This is a genomic window from Enterococcus sp. XAF26B05_ASV22, from assembly GCF_056727285.1.
Genome location: NZ_CM161538.1, coordinates 2,000,277 through 2,019,651 on the forward strand (window position 1 = coordinate 2,000,277; position 19,375 = coordinate 2,019,651).

Consider the following 19,375-nt stretch of genomic DNA (forward strand, 5'->3'; position numbering starts at 1 on the left):
CTTCTCACCATTCATTTTCTCTAGTATAACGCAAGAAACACCTGGTACTTCAGATTATTGATCAAATAAGTCACGATTATTTTTTATTTAGAAATAATTTAAAAATTGAAATTAATTTTAGACTTTTCATGAAAAAAAGAGTAAAATTGCGTAAGTGACACTATGTCATAAAATTAGTAGGAAAGAGCTGAAATTTATGAAGAAAAAAACTATTTTCGGTATTCTTGCCGTTTTGGTTGTCGCCTTGATTATTTTCTTAGTTGTTCAAGGAAATTCAGGAAAATCAAACGCTGTTACTGTTAGAACTGGAGAAGTAAAAAAAGAAACAATCGTTGAAACACTTTCCACAACTGGAACCTTGATCCCAAATCAAACACAAGCACTTATTGGTACTGGCAATGTTGTGGATGTGCTTGTCAAAACTGGCGATAAGGTAACAAAAGAGAACGTTTTAGCAACATATGATAATGGACTTCAATTAATTGCTGGCTTTGATGGAACAATCACGCAAGTCAATATCAAGAATAACCAAGCCGACACAAATGCTCAGCAAGGAAAACCATCGATTCAGTTAGATGATCTTTCTACGTTAAACGTTCAATTAGCTTTATCTAACTCTGAAGCCTCTTCAGTAGCTGTTGATCAGAAAGTAGAAATAACGAGTGGAAACCAAACATTTTCAGGAAAAGTCTCTGAAAAAGATCCGACTGCTCAAAGCACTCAATCCGCAACCGGTAACAGTGCGAGCCTTGGTGCTGTCGTAACGTTTGATCATGCACCAGAAAAACTCTTTTCTGGTTTTGATGTTGATGTAACTATCACTACGGACACCGTTGAAAATGTGCTTGCCCTACCAATTGAAGCCTTAACCTATAACGATAAAAACGAACCCATTACCTATATCGTGAAAGATGGTCTTGCTAAAGAGAAAAAAATCGAGATCGGCATTCAATCAGATAAATTGATTGAAGTCAAAAAAGGTCTAAAAGAAGGAGAAACGGTTATTCTTTCTCCAAGTTCTGATATTAAAAACAATGCTGAAGTAACCAAAGAATAGAAGGTGAAATGATTGATTGATTTAAAAGATGTCGTAAAAATTTATCGGACCGGAGGAGAAGAATTAGAAGCATTAAAACACGTTTCCTTACATATCGCAGAAGGAGAATTCACTTCAATCATGGGTCCTAGCGGTTCGGGTAAATCAACGATGATGAATATTCTTGGTTTATTGGATCGATTTGACGAAGGTTCTTATCACTTAAATGGACAAGATGTTACTAATTTGAGTAGTAATGAAAGTGCTCATGTCAGAAATAAGGAAATTGGTTTTGTTTTTCAATCCTTTAATTTAATGCCGAGAATGTCTTTACTAGATAACGTTGCCCTACCTATGGTTTATTCTGGTATTCCAACAAAGGAACGAAAAGAACGCGCACTAGAAGCATTGAGAAAAGTAGGTTTAGCTGACCGTGTCGCCCATAGACCAAATGCGATTTCTGGTGGACAAAAACAACGTGTCGCAATAGCTCGTGCTATCGTAAATGATCCAGCAGTTTTAATGGCTGATGAACCTACAGGAAATTTGGACTCAAAAACAACACTGGAAATCATGAAAATTTTCCAAGATTTAAATGATGCTGGTACTACTGTGGTCATGGTCACACATGAGCCCGATGTAGCTCAGTATACAAAGCGAATCGTTTCTTTTCGAGATGGAGAAATCATTGATGACCAATCTGTATTGGAACGAAGAACGCTATAGAAAGGAGTCATTTTCATGGGAATTATTGAGAGTTTCAAAATGGCGATCGATAGTATTTTAGCGAACAAAATGCGTTCATTTTTGACAATGCTTGGAATTATTATCGGCATTGCAGCAGTCATCGCCATACTTGCGGTTGGAAATGGTGCAACGAGTCAAATAACTGGTACTTTTAGTGATTTAGGTGCTTCTACGATTTCTGTTTCTACTAGCCGTGACGCAACTGACAATGAAAAAATTACCAGTAAAGATATCAAAGCATTAAAAGATGGCATCCCGCAAATTGACCATCTCTCCCCTGTTGTGTCGATCCAAGTTGTTGGTACAGCAAATGAAAAATCAAAAGCAACATTGGTCATGGCGGGAACACCTGATTTACAATATACAAACCAAACAATGGATAAAGACATCGTCTACGGACGCTATTTCAATACAACTGAATACTCTGAAGGCAGCAAAGTAGCGGTGATTAGCGCTGATACGGCTCGGTATTTTTTCAATGGACGTGAAAATGTCGTTGGCGAAAAAATCAATTTACGCGGGCAAAAAGGACAGATAAGTGCTCGAATCATCGGAGTAACCAAAAGTACCGTTGAAAAAATGGTTGGGGCATTTGATGAGGAAGAAATGATGGGTTATATTTCAATCCCACTGACTACAGCAGATAATTTGAATCCTGATGCAACTAAAATCACCAGTTTGACCGTTATTGCTAAATCCAAAGATGATATTGATTCAGTCTCTAAACAAATCGTAAATATTCTCTCTGTGCGTCACAATACAGTTGGTGAAAAAGTCTATACTGCAACAAATTTCTTGCAAGCACTTGATCAGGTGAATAACGTATTAGGTTTGTTTATCAACTTCATTGCGGCTGTTGCTGCAATTGCTTTGCTCGTTGGCGGCATTGGTGTGATGAATATCATGCTTGTTTCAGTCACTGAACGAACTAGAGAAATCGGAACAAGAAAAGCTCTGGGTGCAACAGATCGTAATATCTTATTTCAATTTCTAACAGAATCCGTTATTCTATGCTTGATTGGTGGACTGATTGGATTAACGTTAGGTGCGATCTTGGCTGTCACTATAGCAAGTGTCTTAGACATCACTGCGCAGTTTACACTAGGTTCAATTATAGCTGTACTCTTATTTTCAAGCGCTATCGGAATATTCTTTGGTGTTTATCCTGCAAGAAAAGCAGCGAAGCTTGATCCAATCGAAGCATTACGCTACGAATAAAATGTTTCATACTTCAAAAATAAAATCAGGACTAGAGTGATTTCTCTGTCCTGATTTTTTTATTCTTCTTTTTTCATTCCAGATGCAATCAAGTTGAACAACTCCTCTGGAATTTGAAATTGGCCAAATCTCAGGCGTGATCGATACTCCTGCCACAAAGGAAAATCAGCAATTGCTTGTAACGGAACGGATTGAATATTTTTTTAAATCAATATCTCTTCTAACTGGAATAAAACCAGGAGCCATTTCGAATGAATAAGCTTTTCCAAGTAAAATCTGCCCAATGGCGCTGATTTCCCATGACATAATTGACAAAAACCACCTGCAACCCCAATTTCTACATTATTTTTAGAGGCAACACCAATCCACGAATTCAAGTTATATCCACTCTCCTTCATTTTTATAGATTGATTGTTTCTCTATTGTCCATCCCTAAAATCACAATTGCTTGGTTAAAATGAATCTCGACTAATTCCAGCATAGAACCAGCTTTCTTAATATTTTGTTCATAACTAGGAATTTTTCGAATCTATTGCTCTGCTACATCATAAACTGTTAACTCACTTTTTTTATATCCGCATAGTGTACCCGAACATGATGTGTAGTAATAGATGGAATCGTTGTAAACGCAACTTTGGGATTCTTTTGAAATTCAGTCATTTTTCATTTCCTTTGAACATGGAAAAGAATAGACATTTTTAGCTTCATCATAAAAAAACTGACGATCCTAACATTTGGTACTCCTTAAACACTTGTAGCTAACGCAATTTCTGTCTGTTCACTCATACGCTTCAGTTGTTTTCCTAAATTCTTGCCTCCGTTATGTTCTTTCGTCTGACTGACAAGTTCAGTCTAACAAACAAAACCTGACAGTTGAATCGCGATTAAAATAATGATCCAAGATTCGTATAACACCTAAATACTTAAAACTGGCCACACTAAACCCTAAAATTGGATTAAAAATGACTGTCCTACAAAAACCGGGAGTGAATCCAAAACAATCGACCAGTTAATTTTTATTCAATGACAGATACTGCCATAAACAATACCGTTATTGTCAATCGCTTTGTCCTATACTCACTCCTATAGTTTATTCAACGTCCAAGTCACTATATCGCCATCTTTTAAGAAGTACTCAACTGCACCTACTTCTGGTTGTTTGCCATTCACATCATATAGCCAATATTTACTTGCTTTTGCATCTTGGAGATGCCCATCGATACCGCTGATAAAATCTTTGTCCATCTCAACTTTAAAATTTGTTTCCATGACGGTTTGAAGCGATTCATCTTTTTTGACCTTGACTTCTTTTTTATCAAATTGTTTATCCTCTTCCTTTAAGATGATCGTTACCTTCATTCCGGCATCTTGCTCTTTTTTGTCATCATTTGTTTTCCCACATGCACCTAATAAAAAAATCACTGTTAAAACCATTGCTACTTTTAAAAATTTTTTCATCGTTCATTCCGCCTTTATCTCTATTTATTTTATATCGTATTTCGTTAAAATACGTTGAAGCTTTGTCTGGATTATTCTAAACAGCAAACACGAAAAGAATGCATTTGCAAAACAATATGAAACTGTATAAGGAACAGCTGTCAGTAATAAGGCTAAATACCTCTGCCAAGAAAATGTCCGGTCAATTGAAAAGACAGTCCAGACATCCATAAAAAAGGAAAAAAACAGACCCGCAAAAATACCATATAACGCTAAAAACCAATAATTTTTCCCTAGAACTTTTTGCATCCACGGTAACCCAGCAAGAAAACCAATCATCCCCCAAGAGAACATTTGAAAAGGAGTCCATGGCCCTTGCCCAAACAGCATATTAGATGTAATCGCTGAAAGCGAGCCAACCAAAAAGCCAACTTCCGAACCCAAACAAATCCCACAAATAATAATGATCGCCGTCATAGGAGTAATCGCTGGAACCATATAAAATAAGAATCGACCTAAAACAGCGATTGCCGTTACCACTGCAATCATTACTAGTTCTTTGATATTTAACTGCTTTTTCTCATAGCGATAATAAATTGGAATACACGCAACTATGACAAGCAGCATCGAAATAACTTGATACTGACTTGCTTGAAAAAGTGCAATTCCTATAAAGATCAAGATCCCCGCAAAAACACTTCTGATCACAATTGGATTTATCTTCTTATTCATTTGTCACTCCTTTAGCGGCAACATAAGCCGCAATCACTTCATCAGTTGTGATCAAATTTGAAAAAAATTCACGCGAAATTCGGCTAGCAGCTGTTGTATAAAAAGTATGTTGGCTAAAAAATTGAGCAGGTTTAGCCGTTGTCAATAAATCATTTTGGAAAAACAGTCCGCAACGATCCGATAATTCTGCCGCAAAATCCAAATCATGTGTCACCACTAAAATCGTTTTGCCTTTCATAGACAATTGTTTCAATAAGTCGATCAATTGTTTTTTCCCATAATTGTCGATCCCTTTTGTCGGCTCATCCAACAGTATTACTTTAGGATCTGTCAAAAGAAGCTTTCCAAGGGCTGCACGCTGACACTCGCCACCACTTAAATCCAATGGATGCTGTAACAAGATTTCGCTTAAATCAAGTAAATTGACAATCGAATCGATTCGCTTGCGCTTTTCTTGTTCACTCATTTTTTTGCTCTCTAGATAATTGTTATAATCATCTAGTACTGAATCTCTACTAAACATCATTTGTGGTTCTTGTGGCAAATACCCCACTACCTGTTGATTTTTTTTGAGGGATTGATTGAAAAGCGTGATTTTGCCACGATAACACTCCTGAATACACGCAATGACTTTAAGTAAGGTTGTTTTCCCTGTACCATTGCCCCCAACTAGAGAGAAAATTTCTCCTTCAACTAAATCAAGGTCGACACCTGCTAAAATATCTCGACTATTTTTCTCATAACGAAACCAGCAATTTTTTAATTGAAGAATCACTTTTTCTTGCGTTTTGGTTTGATCTGGCACTCTTTTCTCTTCTATAACAGGTCTTTTAGGAAATTGTTGTGCTAAGAACCGCTTTCCTTCAATCACAGTGATTGGACTCGGTCCTGTCAAACCACTTGCATGGAAAAGTTGAACTGCACTTGGCAAACTAACTATAAAACGACTAAGCTCACGTTGATTACCTTTAATTTTTCTGACTATGTTCGCTGGTACATCAGAAAAAATCAATTCCCCTTTATCCAAAAGCACCACTTTATCCGCTAGTGAGAAAACCGATTCCAAGCCATGTTCAGCTAACACTATAGTTAAACCCATTTCTCTATTTAAACGAATCAAAACATCAATAAAATTCTGAGAAGCAATTGGATCAAGCTGAGTGGTAGGCTCATCCAAAATCAAAATATCAGGTCTCATCACTAAAACAGACGCTAAATTTAGTAGTTGTTTTTGTCCACCAGATAAATCTTTCGTTTGATAGTCTACTAGATCTTGAATCCCTAAAAAGTTGACCATTTCCGCAACACGACTTTTTATTTCAGAAGGTTCCAGTCCGATATTTTCTAAACCAAAAGCTAATTCATGCCAAGCGCTATCTGTGACGATTTGGTTTTCCGGATTTTGCATCACATAACCAATTTTACTCGTTGAAAAAACAGCTGGAATGACTGTGACTTTTTCATTGTTTAAATAAATGTCTCCCACCTGCTTCCCAGCAGGTGTCAGTTGTGGTTTTAGCATTTTTAGCAATGTCGATTTACCACTTCCAGAAGCACCACATATCAACACAAAGTCGCCTTCTTCTATAGAGAGCGACACATTATTCAACACTAATTTTTCACTACCAGCATAACTAAAACTCAGATTTTGGATTTCAAGATAGTCCATACGATCACCTCCCATATTCGATTCAAGGTTGGTATCAAAGCGAATACTAAAATCACTAGATAATCCAACCAACGTTGTTTTAACAGTAATAACAGATTTTCTTGATATGGATAAAAATTGAATTGATAGTTTCCCTGCATAACCAACATAATGAACAGACTACCCAAACTGATTATTATAACTAAAGAAAATGAATCCAAAATCCTCCAATGATAGACCGTCCGACTGCTTCTAGTCGTCACGCCGTATCCTCTTGCTTTCATCGAATTCGCTGTATCCATTGCGTTTTCCAGTGCCCAAGAAAATAAGTTGCCAAACAAGTCCAGTCCATAGGAAGTTTTTTCTCTAAAACTTCTTTTTTGCGTTCGCTGAATCGTTTTTTGTACCTGATTCAACTCTTGGTAATACGTTTTAAATAAAGGAATAAAACGAAAAACCATCGTCACTAGTAAGGCAGACTTAGGAAATCGTTTCCCAAAAAGATAAAAAAATTTTTCAGAATCTACTGACGTTTGAAAATTTTGAAATAAATAAATGACGGAAGCAATCATCATTCCCATAAAAAAGCCATAGACAAATGCCTCAAGTGTCGTCGGTTTACCTAGAAAAAAGAATAAAATCGTACCGCCTCTATGTACAAACAAAGGATTTGTGATCGTGATCAAAATCAAAAAAATCAACGGAAAGATAATTGAATGCTTTTTCCCCTTTTTTAAATGTACTAATCGAAAAGATAGACTTCCAAAAAAACAGCTACCAATGATTAAGGGATTTGTAGTACTCATAGCAATCAATAACATCAGTAGATAATAGCTGGAAATGACTAACGGATGTCTTTGCCTAACAAAATGTGGATTCATCTCAACCTCCTCTTCCTTGTTGGAACAATAAAAAAACAGCCGTCACTTTTGTATAAGTGTGCTGTCTGAATTGACTAGTATAACGAAATGTTATTATGTCAGAACAGCAAACATCCTTTGTATACAAGATGTCTTTATAAAAAGTACGGATATACGCACATAGATTCATGAGCCTTCCAGACACTTTCTATTTTTTATTTTTGCTATATCTTCATTGACATAATCATCTCTCGTTTTAAACAACTTCATTGTTGTTCAACCACTCTTATTATATAAAGTTATCCCTTTAAAGTCAATCACCATTAAAGGACTTCCTTTCTTAAAGCGGGATTTTTTTAATGAAAAAAATAGTTCAAAAAATCAGCTGTCCTCTAACTTTAAAAACCATTTTTATTCATTGACTGATTACTTTTGCCAATCTGCAGGATATGTCACATAAATAAAGCGAGCATGTCCAGAAACGCAGAACGTGATTGGACTTCCTTTACCTGCTGTAATTGTGCGTCCCTCGATAATCACATCTAAGCGACCTTCAATAATATAATCCACTTCTTCATATTCTAATAGCCATTCAAAGGTAGTATCGTCCATTACCATCAAACCACAGCCTAAACGTGGACTTTCTTTTAAAGTCACTAGGTCTTTACAGTATACTTTGTGCTCTGGATTTCCTGTATCTAAACAATCTTCTTCTGACACATTTCACAAAGGTAGCTTAATAGACAAAATACCGCGTGGATCTCTGTCTTTCATCATTTGAAATATTGGAATACTATTGGCTAAAGTAGCCACCATTAAGCGTAATTGTTCAGATACAAATTGCATTGGTTTCCACATCCATCAATCCTAATTTTTCATAAATTTCTAGATTAGGATTTGCAATAATATGCGCTAATGTTATTTGTTTTCCAGGAACATATTCTTGAATCATCCGTTGTTTTTCAGTCAATAGGCTCACCTCTTTTTCTTCTCTGATCTACATGTCACATTATATGATTGATTAAACTCAATTTATTTAACATTGTCCAAAATTTGTTCGATTTCTGCTTTTTTGTAGGGACCCTAGGATTCGTTTGGGTACATCCATCAAGCAAAGAGACTTCGGTAATTTCTCGTTTGAATTGTTCAAAAACCTCCGAGCTTACTCCAGGCTATTTGGCATTACTAGTTGTTTTTTCGACTGCTCTATTCCTCGAATCAAATGCTTAATCCCTAATTTTGTCGTTGCTTTCTCATAGCCAAGTAATTTAGCTAAATAGCATACTTCTCTGTAGTTTGCTCATTATAAGAGTGATTGAAATGATCTCATCCTGTATTATATTGAATTACTTCACTCAATAGTAGTACATTCAATCGTCCATGAGGAACGTTTAATTTTGCTCCCGTAGCATGAGCGATACCACGATTGAGACCAAGAGAGGTTAAATTAAAAGCCATGCCTGCCATACAAGAACAACAACTCTCTCACATAAAGTATCAGAAAACACGTTGGTTTTAGTCGAAACATAGGCTTCAAGCGCACGTGTTAGAACGTCCATCCCTGTATCAGCAGTACTATTTCTTGGCGCACTTATCACCAATTCAGATGCTAAGTAAGCTTCATTTGGTTGGATTTTAGATTAGACTTTGGAGATCAATATGCATGCCTTTATCCATCTCATGTTAGAGCCGAATGAAAAAACGTATCGAACAGTTACTCGAACTTTACCAATAATCAGACTAGCAAAAAAGCTACTCAACTTGTAACGATTTCAGTACAGGTTGAGTAGCTTTACTATTTTTATTTCTTTTTCTTACCGCCAAAAGCGTCCTTCATCTTATCAAAGAACCCTTCTTCTTGCTGTTCACTGACGGTTTGACCGCCAGCTTTAGCAAAAGTGCGTAAGGCTTCTTTTTGTTCTTCGTTTAAGTTTTTAGGTGTGATGAGTTTAACTTTCACGTGCTGATCACCATTAGCTCCGCCACGTAAACGTGGTGCGCCTTTGCCTCGTAAACGGAAATTCGTTTCAGTTTGAGTACCCGCAGGGATTTTTAATTTTACATCCCCATGAACAGTTGGTACTTTGATTTCATCACCAAGTGCCGCTTGAACAAAGCTTAATGGCAAATCATAATAGATTTCTGAGCCTTCACGGTCAAAAATATCGCTTTCTTCTACGCTAAATACTACATACAAATCACCATATGGTCCACCGTTCATGCCAGCTTCCCCTTGATTTGCTAAACGCATTTGTTGTCCGTCTTCCACTCCAGCAGGAACGTTGACTTTCACTTTGTGCGCTTTTTTCTCATGTCCTGTTCCATGACAAGTTGGACACGGTTCTTTGATTTCTTTCCCTGTTCCATGACAAACATCACACGTTTGACGACTCATTACACGGCCAAGTGGTGTTTGACGTTCCACATTAATGGAACCTGATCCATGACATTTATGACACGTTTCAGGATGTGTCCCTGGTTTGGCACCATTTCCACCACAAGTGGCACAATTGTCTTCACGATTGTACTTGATTTCCTTTTCCACGCCGAAAATAGCTTCTTCAAACTTTAAATTCACCGTATATTGCAAATCAGCACCTTGTCTTGGCGCAGTTGGATCTACACTACGAGATCCGCCACCAAAGAATGAATCGAAAATATCTTCAAATCCACCAAAACCGCTGCTAGAGAATCCTCCACCGCCAAAGCCGCCAAAACCACCAGCACCTCCGCCGTAATTTGGATCTGTCCCTGCGTGACCATATTGATCATAAGCCGCTTTCTTTTGAGGATCGCTCAATACTTCATATGCTTCAGAAACTTCTTTGAATTTATCTTCTGCATCCGCTTCTTTATTGATATCCGGATGGTATTGCTTGGAAAGCTTACGGTAAGCTTTTTTTATTTCATCATCTGAAGCGCCTTTTGCTAAACCTAGGACTTCATAATAATCTCTTTTCGTAGCCATTAGTTCCCCTCCAACTATTATTCCATTTATTAAAAAAAGGATCGACGCCAACTTATTTGTATAAAAACATCGTTGTAATCATACCACATATTAAGTAAAAGAAAAACCGCTTCACTTAATTTTCCCTATAAATAAAGATAGGCAAAGACCAAAGCGATGACTTTGGTCTTTGCCAGCTTGTTAACGATCAAGGATTATTTGTCGTCGCCTTCTACTTCTTCAAAGTCAGCATCTACAACATCATCTGCTCCACCTTGTGCAGCTTCAGGATTTTCTGCTGCTTGTTGTTGCGCTGCTTGTTCGTAAAGTTTTACTGTTAAGTTTTGAACGATTTCGTTTAATGAATCGCGTTTTTCTTTCATTTGTTCGATATCATTCGCTTCAACAGCTGCTTTCAACTCATCACGAGCATCTTCTGCTTTTTTCACTTCATCAGCATCAACTTTGCCTTCTAATTCTTTCAATGTTTTGTCAACAGTGAACAATAATGCGTCAACGTCGTTACGTAAATCAACTTCTTCTTTACGGGCTTTATCAGCTTCAGCATTTGATTCAGCATCTTTAACCATACGTTCGATTTCATCGTCTGATAAACCTGAAGAAGATTTGATTGTGATTGTTTGCTCTTTTTGCGTTCCTAAATCTTTTGCACGTACGTTTACGATACCATTTTTATCGATATCAAAACTTACTTCGATTTGAGGCACACCACGAGGAGCCGCTGGAATATCTGTTAATTGGAAACGTCCTAATGTTTTATTGTCAGCAGCCATTGGACGTTCACCTTGTAACACGTGAATGTCTACAGCTGGTTGATTGTCTGCTGCTGTTGAGAACACTTGTGATTTACTTGTTGGGATTGTTGTATTACGATCGATCAATTTAGTAAATACCCCACCCATAGTTTCGATACCTAATGATAATGGTGTTACGTCTAATAATACGACATCTTTCACATCACCAGTGATAACGCCACCTTGGATCGCAGCTCCCATAGCTACTACTTCATCTGGGTTAACTGATTTGTTTGGTTCTTTGTTCGTTTCTTTACGTACAGCTTCAACAACAGCTGGAATACGTGTAGATCCACCAACTAAAATAACTTCATCGATTTCTGATGGATTTAAACCAGCATCTTTCAACGCTTGGCGTACTGGAGTTTTTGTACGTTCTACTAAATCACTTGTTAATTCATCGAATTTCGCACGAGTTAAGTTCATTTCTAAGTGCAATGGACCAGCGTCTCCTGCTGTGATAAATGGTAAGCTGATTTGTGTTGATGTTACACCTGATAAATCTTTTTTCGCTTTTTCAGCAGCATCTTTCAAACGTTGAACAGCCATTTTATCTTTAGATAAGTCAACACCGTTTTCTTTTTTGAATTCTGCTACCATGTAATCGATGATTTTGTTATCAAAGTCATCTCCACCTAATTCGTTATCGCCAGCAGTTGACAATACATCGAATACGCCATCTCCTAATTCAAGGATAGATACGTCAAATGTACCACCACCAAGGTCAAATACTAATACTTTTTCGTCTTTATCTGTTTTGTCTAAACCATATGCTAATGCAGCAGCTGTTGGTTCGTTAACGATACGTTCTACTTCTAGACCAGCGATTTTACCAGCGTCTTTTGTTGCTTGACGTTGTGCATCGTTGAAGTAAGCAGGAACAGTGATAACTGCTTTGTCTACTTTTTCACCAAGATAATCTTCTGCGAAACCTTTTAAATATTGTAAGATCATTGCAGAAATTTCTTGTGGTGTATAAGATTTGCCATCAGCTTCTACTTTATAGCCAGCTTCGCCCATATGACGTTTGATTGATGAAATTGTGTGTGGGTTTGTTACTGCTTGACGTTTTGCAACTTCACCGACTTGGATTTCTCCATTTTTAAATGATACAACTGAAGGCGTTGTACGGTTACCTTCTGGATTCGCAATGATTTTTGCTTCTCCGCCTTCTAATACTGCCACTGCTGAGTTTGTTGTTCCTAAGTCAATACCAATAATTTTACTCATAATTAATGATCTCCTATCTTCTATTTTAATTTTTTTCAATTTATATTATACAACCATCGCTTGCTGTTATTGTGCAACAACAACCATGCTTGCTCGTAAAACGCGGTCATGTAACTTGTACCCTTTTTGTAACACTTCGACGATTGTATCAGCAGGGACTTCGTCACTTGCTGGAATCGTTTGAACTGCTTGATGTAAATTAGGATCAAACACTTCACCCATTGTCGGGATTTCTTCGATACCTTCATCTTTTAATGCCGCTTGTAACCCTTCAAGAACCATTGAGATCCCTTTTTTCAAGCTAGCACCTTGTTCATCATCGACTTCGATTGCCATCGCACGTTCCAAATTATCGATCGAAGGTAGCAATTTTTTTCCTAAATCTTGTGAACGATAACGAACAAGCAATTCACGCTCATTTTTGAAACGATTGCTCATATTGGCAATTTCAGCACGAGCTCTTAAAAACTTGTCTTCCATTTCTGATAATTCAGCATTGGCACTTTCAAGTTCTGTCATTTCTGTTTCTTCTTCTGAAACACCAGTGTCATCGATAGCATCCATGTGTTCCTCTTGTAATTCTTCATTCGTTTCTTCTTTATTACTCACTCTGGCAACTTCCCTTCTCATTTACGTAGAATTATTAGAATTCTATATTTTCAACTCATCACTTACTCATCAAGAAAACGGTAGTAAGCACCGAGTTTTGAAGCTAATTCATGGCGAAATACATCTACCAGACCAAACATTTTTGAATAGGGCATGCTTGTAGGGCCTAATAACGCAATGGTTCCCTTACCGTGACCAGAAACTTCATAAGTCGCAGTGATCATGCTCATATTATCAAGTAAATCGTTTCCTATTTCTGAACCGATACGGATCGCAATTTGCGTATCTGTCTCTTCATCAGACGTCAACAAGTGGGTGATTGCGTCTGTATTTTTCATAAAGGAATACACAGATTTTAGTTGATTGATATCTTCTTGTACACCAAAATCTAATAGGTTCATGCGCCCACTGACAAACACTTTTTCTTCAAAAGCGTGTCCCAGCATCGCATCAAATAGGTTCATCATGCCGTCAGGTGTTTGGAAATAGCGATGTAAAATCATCGGAATTTCGGTGCGTAAACGATGATAGACCGTCAGCAATGGTTGTCCGACCAATTTATCATTAATGATTTGCGTCATCTTTTCCAAGTCTTGGCTTGAAACAGATGCTGGAATCGCAAATACTTGGCTTTCCACATTGCCTTTATCCGTCACTATGATCGCTATGATCTGACGTTCATTTAATGGAACAATTCGAAAACCAGTCAATCGTCTTTCTTTCACTTCTGGACCTAACGAAAAAGCAGTATAGCTTGTTAAATCAGAAAGGATTTCAGCTGATTGTTCAATAATATCATTGATCTCATGAAATTCTTTCCCAAATGAATGACGAATCGTTTCTAATTCATCACGTTCGATTTCAGCTGGACTCAATAAATGATCCACATAATAGCGATAACCATCCATTGAAGGAATCCTGCCAGAAGACGAATGTGTCTTCAATAATAGTCCGTGCTCTTCTAGAGCCTTCATATCATTACGAATCGTTGCAGAACTTGACTTAATTCCTTCTTCCATTAATTTCTTTGATCCTACAGGGTTACCTGTATTCGTATATTCTTGGATGATAAGTCGCAAAATATTCTTTTGTCTTTCCGTTATCATAATTACCACCCTTCATTAGCACTCATGACATTCAAGTGCTAATACAATTATTAATATAGCAAGTTCTTCTTGAATTGTCAAGAGAAAAACTCACTTTTTTAGCACTCATTGCATCAGAGTGCTAAAATATACAAAAAAAGGCTAAGACATAGCCCCAAGAGCCATATCTTAGCCTAACGGAATCCTAGTGAACGGTGGGAATTGAACACTTCTTTCCCAATCTCACTCTTATTGTTGTACTGTACACGTTTATTCTTGGTCAATAAGAAATGCTTCAAAAACATCATTCCCAACAAAAAGACCTTGTTCAGTAAGTTGGATATGTGTTTCATTTTCGCTTATCAATCCTTTTTGAATCAAGTTCGGGATTGTTTCTCTGTATACCTGATTTAACGGTAAATTGAACTTCTCTTCGAATCGTTTTTTCGAAACACCACCCATCTTCCTTAACCCAAGAAAGAGTTCTTCTTCCATTTGATTATTGACGGTCAAAATCTCTGTTTCAACAGTTGGTAATTGGTTATCTCTTAAAGGTTTTAGATAATGTTGAATCGGACCATGATTTCGATATCGAGTATGTCCTAAATAACCACTCGCACCGGCGCCAAATCCATAATAGTGATCATTGTTCCAATAAACCAAATTATGTTGACTTTCTTGCCCTTTTAGCGCGAAGTTACTAACCTCATATTGGTGACGTCCAGCCTTTTCCATTGCACTAATTGTTTCCTCAAACATTAACGCTTCAACTTCTTGATCTGGCAATTGTAATCGACCTTGACGTACCCAGTTCATAAACATTGTTTTGTTTTCTAAAATCAACGAATATAAAGAGTAATGCGGTAAATCAAGTTCAATCGCACGTTTCAGTGTATCTCTAAACCCCTCCAGCGTTTGACCAGGCAAAGCATAAATCAAATCGATACTAACATTTAGGAAATCTTCTTTTTCTAAGAATTTCATCGTTTCATAGACATCTTCTGCCGTATGTTTGCGTCCAATTTTTTTTAATAATTGGTTGTCGAATGTCTGAACACCCATAGATAAGCGATTTACACCATATTCTTTCATTACTTGTAGTTTCTCTTGCGTTAGATCGCCTGGATTCGCTTCTACTGTAAATTCGTTTTTATCATCAAACGGCAATAACTCGCGTACCCCTTTTAACAGAACAGCTAATTGCTTAGCTGAAAGCGAAGTAGGCGTTCCCCCTCCGATATATATTGTCTCTGTATCTTTGCTTGGATACTGCTCTTTTGTCAAACGAATTTCTGTCAAAAGACTTTGGATATATTCATCTACTGGCTGCCCTTCTAAAAAGACTTTGTTAAAGTCGCAGTAGTAACAAATGTGCTCACAAAAAGGGATATGTATATAGGCTGATGTTTTATCGTTTTTCAATTTTCTTCCTCCAGTTTAAACGAAGTTGCTACAGATTTTATTATAGGAAGCTTACCAAAGTATTTCACTTCTATTTTAAGATTTCATTGTATCAACTTTTTTGTTCCAAAACTTGTAATTCATTTGGGACACGTCTCTTATCTTAACATATCCCCTACTAAAATTGTCTAGTTTACTCTCTTGAATATTTTTAAGCTTCTATAATGACCAACTAACGAATAGTTGAAAAGACTAAATCATATCGCTTTCTTGCTTAACTACGAGCTAGTAAGAAACTCTTTCTCGCTGTAAATAAAACTCTCAATAAAATGAGAATCGGGAATTATCCTGTTTAGAAAATAAAAACAAGTCCAAGAAATTTTCTCTCCGAACTTGTTTATGTTTTATTTCTACTTTTAACCTATAAATGCTCTTTGTACTTGCCAATTCACATTTTTTAATAACGTTTACTAGAAGCAAATTTGAAGAAGTACTCCTTCTTTCGACTTGAGAGAAAGAGCATCCTTCAAATTTACTTTTATTCATTTCCGTATTTTTCCCATATCCTATATGACAGAATAAAGAGTATGCACCATTCTAAATCATTGATAACGTTATTCCTTTCAAAAAAGAAAGCTTAATCATAGTCAGTAGTTAGATTATTAATGCCTAATGCTTCCATCTTCTTAAACTCACTTTGAGGAACCCCCCATAAATTAACGGTTAAACCTTTACTTTGAGCTTTAGCAATCAAGTCTGCTCGACCTAAAACACTTTCATACTTAATAGCTAACCCAGCATTCCCACCAAGATTGCTAACCTGATCAATCATTTGTTCATCTAAAGTTTTCGCTAGAAACTGAACCTGCGTTTCAGGAAGACGCTTTTTCATTTCGACCAAATTCGTAAAATCAAATGAAATGATTATAGCCTTATTCGTTATACCAAATGAACTAATTATATTGGCTAAATCATCGTAATCACTTGGTTCAAGATTTTTAGCTTTCATTTCGATAAACGGAATACTTTTTTTACTACTCATAATTGTAAGAAACTCTTCCAATGTTGGAATAATTAATTGTTCTTGAGAATATTTTTCTTTATTGGATCCTTGATCGATGCGCAAAGCCCTTATTTGATCTAATGTTAAATCACTTATTTTTCCTTTTCCATTTGTCATGCGGTCAACTGTCTTGTCATGCATGATGACCCATTTTTTATCTTTAGTAAGCCAAATATCTGTCTCGATCCCCCAACTATCCGATTGCTGAAAAGAAGGGATTGAATTTTCAGGTGCCACCTTGTGATTACCACGATGTGCGACATAACGAATATCATCCATCATTTCACTAATTTCTATATTCTCAGCAGAAATGTATCCTTCAGTCGTTCGATACACTTTTTTGTCAGAGTTAAAGACGATTCCTTTGACGTAGGCCATGCTATTCGCTGGCAACAGTCCGACAATTTTTGATAAATTTCTATCTTTAAAAAGAGATGTTTCTTGCATAAGCCGAATTCGAACAGGACGTCTAAGCGCAATTTCTACTGTACCTGCGTCACATTTAGCTTTTAAACCATTCTTAGCAATTAGTTCTGCATTTGCGTGATAAAGTCCATTCCTATAATCAAAGTCTTCATAATCAACGTGAACTTTATAAGAATTATCAGCTTGTCGGATTCCTTCGTATATTTTTTTATCACTTTGATCTTCTTTTGACCAAACTGGAACGTTTATTTTTTCGATATCAGCGATGCTTTTCGTTCTCACCTTTACATCGAACTGACCTTTCCCAATTTGAGCATTATCTACTTCAGCTTCTATTGTTGGTTGATCAACGTTAAATTCACCAAAATCAGCTAGTTCCGTTTTTCCATTTTCTTTGGTTATTAGGATTTTTATCTGATAACGTCCAGCTTCTTGGTGTTTTTTTACTAAAATATCCGATTCCCATGTGCTACTTTTAGGATAATAAACCCCTTGGTATACTTGTAAATCATTCGATCCGTTTAACTCCCCAAATGCTGGAAATTCAACTTTTGCTATATGCTTCACACTTGATAAATCAGCTTTTACTCGATATACAGTCTGTTTATTATCCATATTCACTAGCCGAAAAATAGGCCTTGTTGCCGGGTATTTCACTCCATCGTTTTTTATTTTAGCGTTGATCTCTAAGTCTTCAAATTCAGGATTTACATGATTGTCTTTCTGGAGGCTACCCTCTTTAAAAAATTGGGTAGCGGTCATGTCGAAGCTTACTGGTGAAACGCGATAACCATCATAAGAGGGATTAGAGTTATCTTGATAATCAATAGTGATATAAAACCAAATGAAAACAGCGGCTCCTCCTGATATAAGAGCTATAAATAAAGTCAGAAGACTAAAAATTCTACTTTTTTTTACATCTTTTTCTTTTTTCTTCATATATTTCCCCTTGAAATAACATTACTTTTCATTTAGATAGTGCACTTCTATTATACCAATTTATTTTTACCTGATGTTGGAATAATTCATTTTTTTGTATAAACTTTGTATTTTATTTTTATATCTTGTTAAAAGAATAAACTGCATGAACAGACTCTTAAACAGATGCTGTTATGCAGTTTACTGATTCGTTACTAATGAGCATTCTTCTAAAGCGATTATTATTGATTCATTTCTAAAAAATAATCTGCTGTATCTTGTTCATCTTGTTTTAGTTGCACGATTAAATTTTCTGCCCCGTCAAACTTGACTTGATCGCGCAAATAATGATTCCAACGTACTGTTACTTGTTCACCATATATATCTTGATGGAAATCTAAAATATAAACTTCCACTGTCAAGTCACGACCATCACCAAAAGTATCATTATGACCTATAGAGCCCATACCGATGTACCATTTATTTCCGACTTTGATTTTCACAGCATAAACACCGATTCTAGGTAAACGAACCGTACTTTTTACTTTGATATTGGCCGTAGGGAAGCCTAACAAGCGTCCTCGGGCATCCCCGTGAACAACCGTCCCATCTGTTTCATATACATAACCGAGCAATACAGTAACGTCTTCCATTCGCCCTTGTTCCATCAATTCGCGAATCCTTGTAGAGCTAATTTTCGCTCCATCTAATTCTTCCTTGCTTACTGTAATAACCTCAAATCGCTCCTTAGCATAGCCTGGTAAGTGCGCAACATCCGCTATATCTTTAGGTCCATATGTGTAATCAAACCCTGAAACCGCCGCTTTAGCATGTAATCCGACAATATATTGGTCCACAAATTCCTGCGGGGTTAAACAAGCAAACGCTGAAGTAAACTCGATGACATACAAAATATCTACCCCCAGCTTTTCCATCAATTGTTCTTTTTGTTCTAGGGTATTCAAATATTTCATATTTTCAGGTAAAACTTTTTGAAACACAATAGAAGGGTGTTGATTAAATGTCATTACTGCTAATTTTAAGCCTTTTTCTTCCGCAAATGCTTTACCTGTTTCGATTACTTTCTGATGTCCTCGATGAACACCATCAAAAAAACCTAAGACCATCGCAACATCATTTGATGGGATTTGTTCTGGATTATAAGGATGACGAATTGGAATAATTTGCATGATAAAACTTCTT

Annotated in this window: 15 protein-coding genes and 3 pseudogenes; 3 read left to right on the forward strand and 15 right to left on the reverse strand. The window is 36.6% G+C overall.

What is annotated here, in order from left to right; genetic code table 11:
• The first annotated feature begins 196 nt into the window (after nucleotides 1–196).
• The 3 genes from AC1PU0_RS09950 to AC1PU0_RS09960 are packed head-to-tail and all read left to right on the forward strand — an operon-like array spanning nucleotide 197 to nucleotide 3,001.
• Nucleotides 197–1,057 (forward strand): efflux RND transporter periplasmic adaptor subunit, encoded by an 861-nt coding sequence (locus tag AC1PU0_RS09950; RefSeq protein ID WP_111247071.1) that lies wholly within the window; start codon nucleotides 197–199, stop codon nucleotides 1,055–1,057.
• 12 nt (nucleotides 1,058–1,069) lie between these two features.
• Nucleotides 1,070–1,762: an ABC transporter ATP-binding protein gene (locus tag AC1PU0_RS09955; RefSeq protein WP_069652979.1), complete on the forward strand. Its 693-nt coding sequence runs from the start codon at nucleotides 1,070–1,072 to the stop codon at nucleotides 1,760–1,762.
• A 15-nt stretch (nucleotides 1,763–1,777) separates the two neighbouring features.
• Nucleotides 1,778–3,001 (forward strand): ABC transporter permease, encoded by a 1,224-nt coding sequence (locus tag AC1PU0_RS09960; RefSeq protein ID WP_206849513.1) that lies wholly within the window; start codon nucleotides 1,778–1,780, stop codon nucleotides 2,999–3,001.
• A 203-nt stretch (nucleotides 3,002–3,204) separates the two neighbouring features.
• Here AC1PU0_RS09960 and AC1PU0_RS09965 read toward each other — a convergent pair whose 3' ends face one another.
• From AC1PU0_RS09965 to ribF, 15 genes and pseudogenes are all read right to left on the reverse strand, one after another.
• On the reverse strand, nucleotides 3,205–3,378 hold the full coding sequence (locus AC1PU0_RS09965) for an EVE domain-containing protein (RefSeq protein ID WP_242596564.1): 174 nt from the start codon (nucleotides 3,376–3,378) through the stop codon (nucleotides 3,205–3,207).
• Nucleotides 3,379–4,084: 706 nt separating this feature from the next.
• Entirely contained in the window at nucleotides 4,085–4,459 is a 375-nt protein-coding gene (locus AC1PU0_RS09970; RefSeq protein WP_206849515.1) for a DUF4430 domain-containing protein, read from the reverse strand.
• Nucleotides 4,460–4,483: 24 nt separating this feature from the next.
• Nucleotides 4,484–5,170 (reverse strand): ECF transporter S component, encoded by a 687-nt coding sequence (locus tag AC1PU0_RS09975; protein ID WP_206849517.1) that lies wholly within the window; start codon nucleotides 5,168–5,170, stop codon nucleotides 4,484–4,486.
• Nucleotides 5,163–6,839 carry an ABC transporter ATP-binding protein gene (locus tag AC1PU0_RS09980; protein ID WP_206849519.1) on the reverse strand — a complete coding sequence of 559 codons (1,677 nt, stop codon included), beginning with the start codon at nucleotides 6,837–6,839 and terminating at the stop codon, nucleotides 5,163–5,165. Before AC1PU0_RS09980 ends, AC1PU0_RS09975 begins: the two co-directional genes overlap by 8 nt.
• A complete protein-coding gene (locus AC1PU0_RS09985; protein ID WP_206849520.1) occupies nucleotides 6,812–7,699 on the reverse strand; it encodes an energy-coupling factor transporter transmembrane component T in 888 nt (295 codons plus the stop codon). The genes AC1PU0_RS09980 and AC1PU0_RS09985 overlap by 28 nt, the downstream gene beginning before the upstream one ends.
• A gap of 405 nt (nucleotides 7,700–8,104) precedes the next feature.
• Nucleotides 8,105–8,455, reverse strand: a pseudogene (locus AC1PU0_RS09990) (cupin domain-containing protein).
• 79 nt (nucleotides 8,456–8,534) lie between these two features.
• Nucleotides 8,535–8,630, reverse strand: a pseudogene (locus tag AC1PU0_RS09995) (propanediol utilization protein); the annotation flags it as partial.
• 374 nt (nucleotides 8,631–9,004) lie between these two features.
• Nucleotides 9,005–9,276 (reverse strand): annotated as a pseudogene (locus tag AC1PU0_RS10000) (hypothetical protein).
• A 203-nt stretch (nucleotides 9,277–9,479) separates the two neighbouring features.
• On the reverse strand, nucleotides 9,480–10,646 hold the full coding sequence (gene dnaJ, locus AC1PU0_RS10005) for a molecular chaperone DnaJ (RefSeq protein WP_069652974.1): 1,167 nt from the start codon (nucleotides 10,644–10,646) through the stop codon (nucleotides 9,480–9,482).
• Nucleotides 10,647–10,840: 194 nt separating this feature from the next.
• Nucleotides 10,841–12,670 (reverse strand): molecular chaperone DnaK, encoded by a 1,830-nt coding sequence (gene dnaK, locus AC1PU0_RS10010; protein ID WP_069652973.1) that lies wholly within the window; start codon nucleotides 12,668–12,670, stop codon nucleotides 10,841–10,843.
• A 66-nt stretch (nucleotides 12,671–12,736) separates the two neighbouring features.
• The gene (gene grpE, locus AC1PU0_RS10015; RefSeq protein WP_111247063.1) at nucleotides 12,737–13,279 is read right to left on the reverse strand and encodes a nucleotide exchange factor GrpE; all 543 of its coding nucleotides are present in this window, start codon (nucleotides 13,277–13,279) and stop codon (nucleotides 12,737–12,739) included.
• A gap of 62 nt (nucleotides 13,280–13,341) precedes the next feature.
• Complete coding sequence (gene hrcA / locus AC1PU0_RS10020) at nucleotides 13,342–14,385, reverse strand: heat-inducible transcriptional repressor HrcA (RefSeq protein WP_111247062.1); 1,044 nt, start codon at nucleotides 14,383–14,385, stop codon at nucleotides 13,342–13,344.
• Between the two features lie 249 nt (nucleotides 14,386–14,634).
• Nucleotides 14,635–15,786: a radical SAM family heme chaperone HemW gene (gene hemW, locus AC1PU0_RS10025; RefSeq protein WP_206849522.1), complete on the reverse strand. Its 1,152-nt coding sequence runs from the start codon at nucleotides 15,784–15,786 to the stop codon at nucleotides 14,635–14,637.
• A gap of 616 nt (nucleotides 15,787–16,402) precedes the next feature.
• Nucleotides 16,403–18,193, reverse strand: a complete 1,791-nt coding sequence (locus AC1PU0_RS10030; RefSeq protein ID WP_206849523.1) for a glycerophosphodiester phosphodiesterase family protein — start codon at nucleotides 18,191–18,193, stop codon at nucleotides 16,403–16,405.
• A 221-nt stretch (nucleotides 18,194–18,414) separates the two neighbouring features.
• The gene (ribF, locus tag AC1PU0_RS10035; protein ID WP_206849524.1) at nucleotides 18,415–19,362 is read right to left on the reverse strand and encodes a riboflavin biosynthesis protein RibF; all 948 of its coding nucleotides are present in this window, start codon (nucleotides 19,360–19,362) and stop codon (nucleotides 18,415–18,417) included.
• Nucleotides 19,363–19,375 lie beyond the last annotated feature (13 nt).

Excerpts from the sequence above, each read along its gene's own strand:
- AC1PU0_RS09950 (WP_111247071.1), top strand. The coding sequence starts at position 197 with ATGAAGAAAAAAACTATTTTCGGTATTCTTGCCGTTTTGGTTGTCGCC.
- AC1PU0_RS09960 (WP_206849513.1), top strand. The coding sequence starts at position 1,778 with ATGGGAATTATTGAGAGTTTCAAAATGGCGATCGATAGTATTTTAGCG.
- AC1PU0_RS09970 (WP_206849515.1), bottom strand. The coding sequence starts at position 4,459 with ATGAAAAAATTTTTAAAAGTAGCAATGGTTTTAACAGTGATTTTTTTA.
- AC1PU0_RS09975 (WP_206849517.1), bottom strand. The coding sequence starts at position 5,170 with ATGAATAAGAAGATAAATCCAATTGTGATCAGAAGTGTTTTTGCGGGG.
- AC1PU0_RS09980 (WP_206849519.1), bottom strand. The coding sequence starts at position 6,839 with ATGGACTATCTTGAAATCCAAAATCTGAGTTTTAGTTATGCTGGTAGT.
- AC1PU0_RS09985 (WP_206849520.1), bottom strand. The coding sequence starts at position 7,699 with ATGAATCCACATTTTGTTAGGCAAAGACATCCGTTAGTCATTTCCAGC.
- dnaJ (WP_069652974.1), bottom strand. The coding sequence starts at position 10,646 with ATGGCTACGAAAAGAGATTATTATGAAGTCCTAGGTTTAGCAAAAGGC.
- dnaK (WP_069652973.1), bottom strand. The coding sequence starts at position 12,670 with ATGAGTAAAATTATTGGTATTGACTTAGGAACAACAAACTCAGCAGTG.
- hrcA (WP_111247062.1), bottom strand. The coding sequence starts at position 14,385 with ATGATAACGGAAAGACAAAAGAATATTTTGCGACTTATCATCCAAGAA.
- AC1PU0_RS10030 (WP_206849523.1), bottom strand. The coding sequence starts at position 18,193 with ATGAAGAAAAAAGAAAAAGATGTAAAAAAAAGTAGAATTTTTAGTCTT.
- ribF (WP_206849524.1), bottom strand. The coding sequence starts at position 19,362 with ATGCAAATTATTCCAATTCGTCATCCTTATAATCCAGAACAAATCCCA.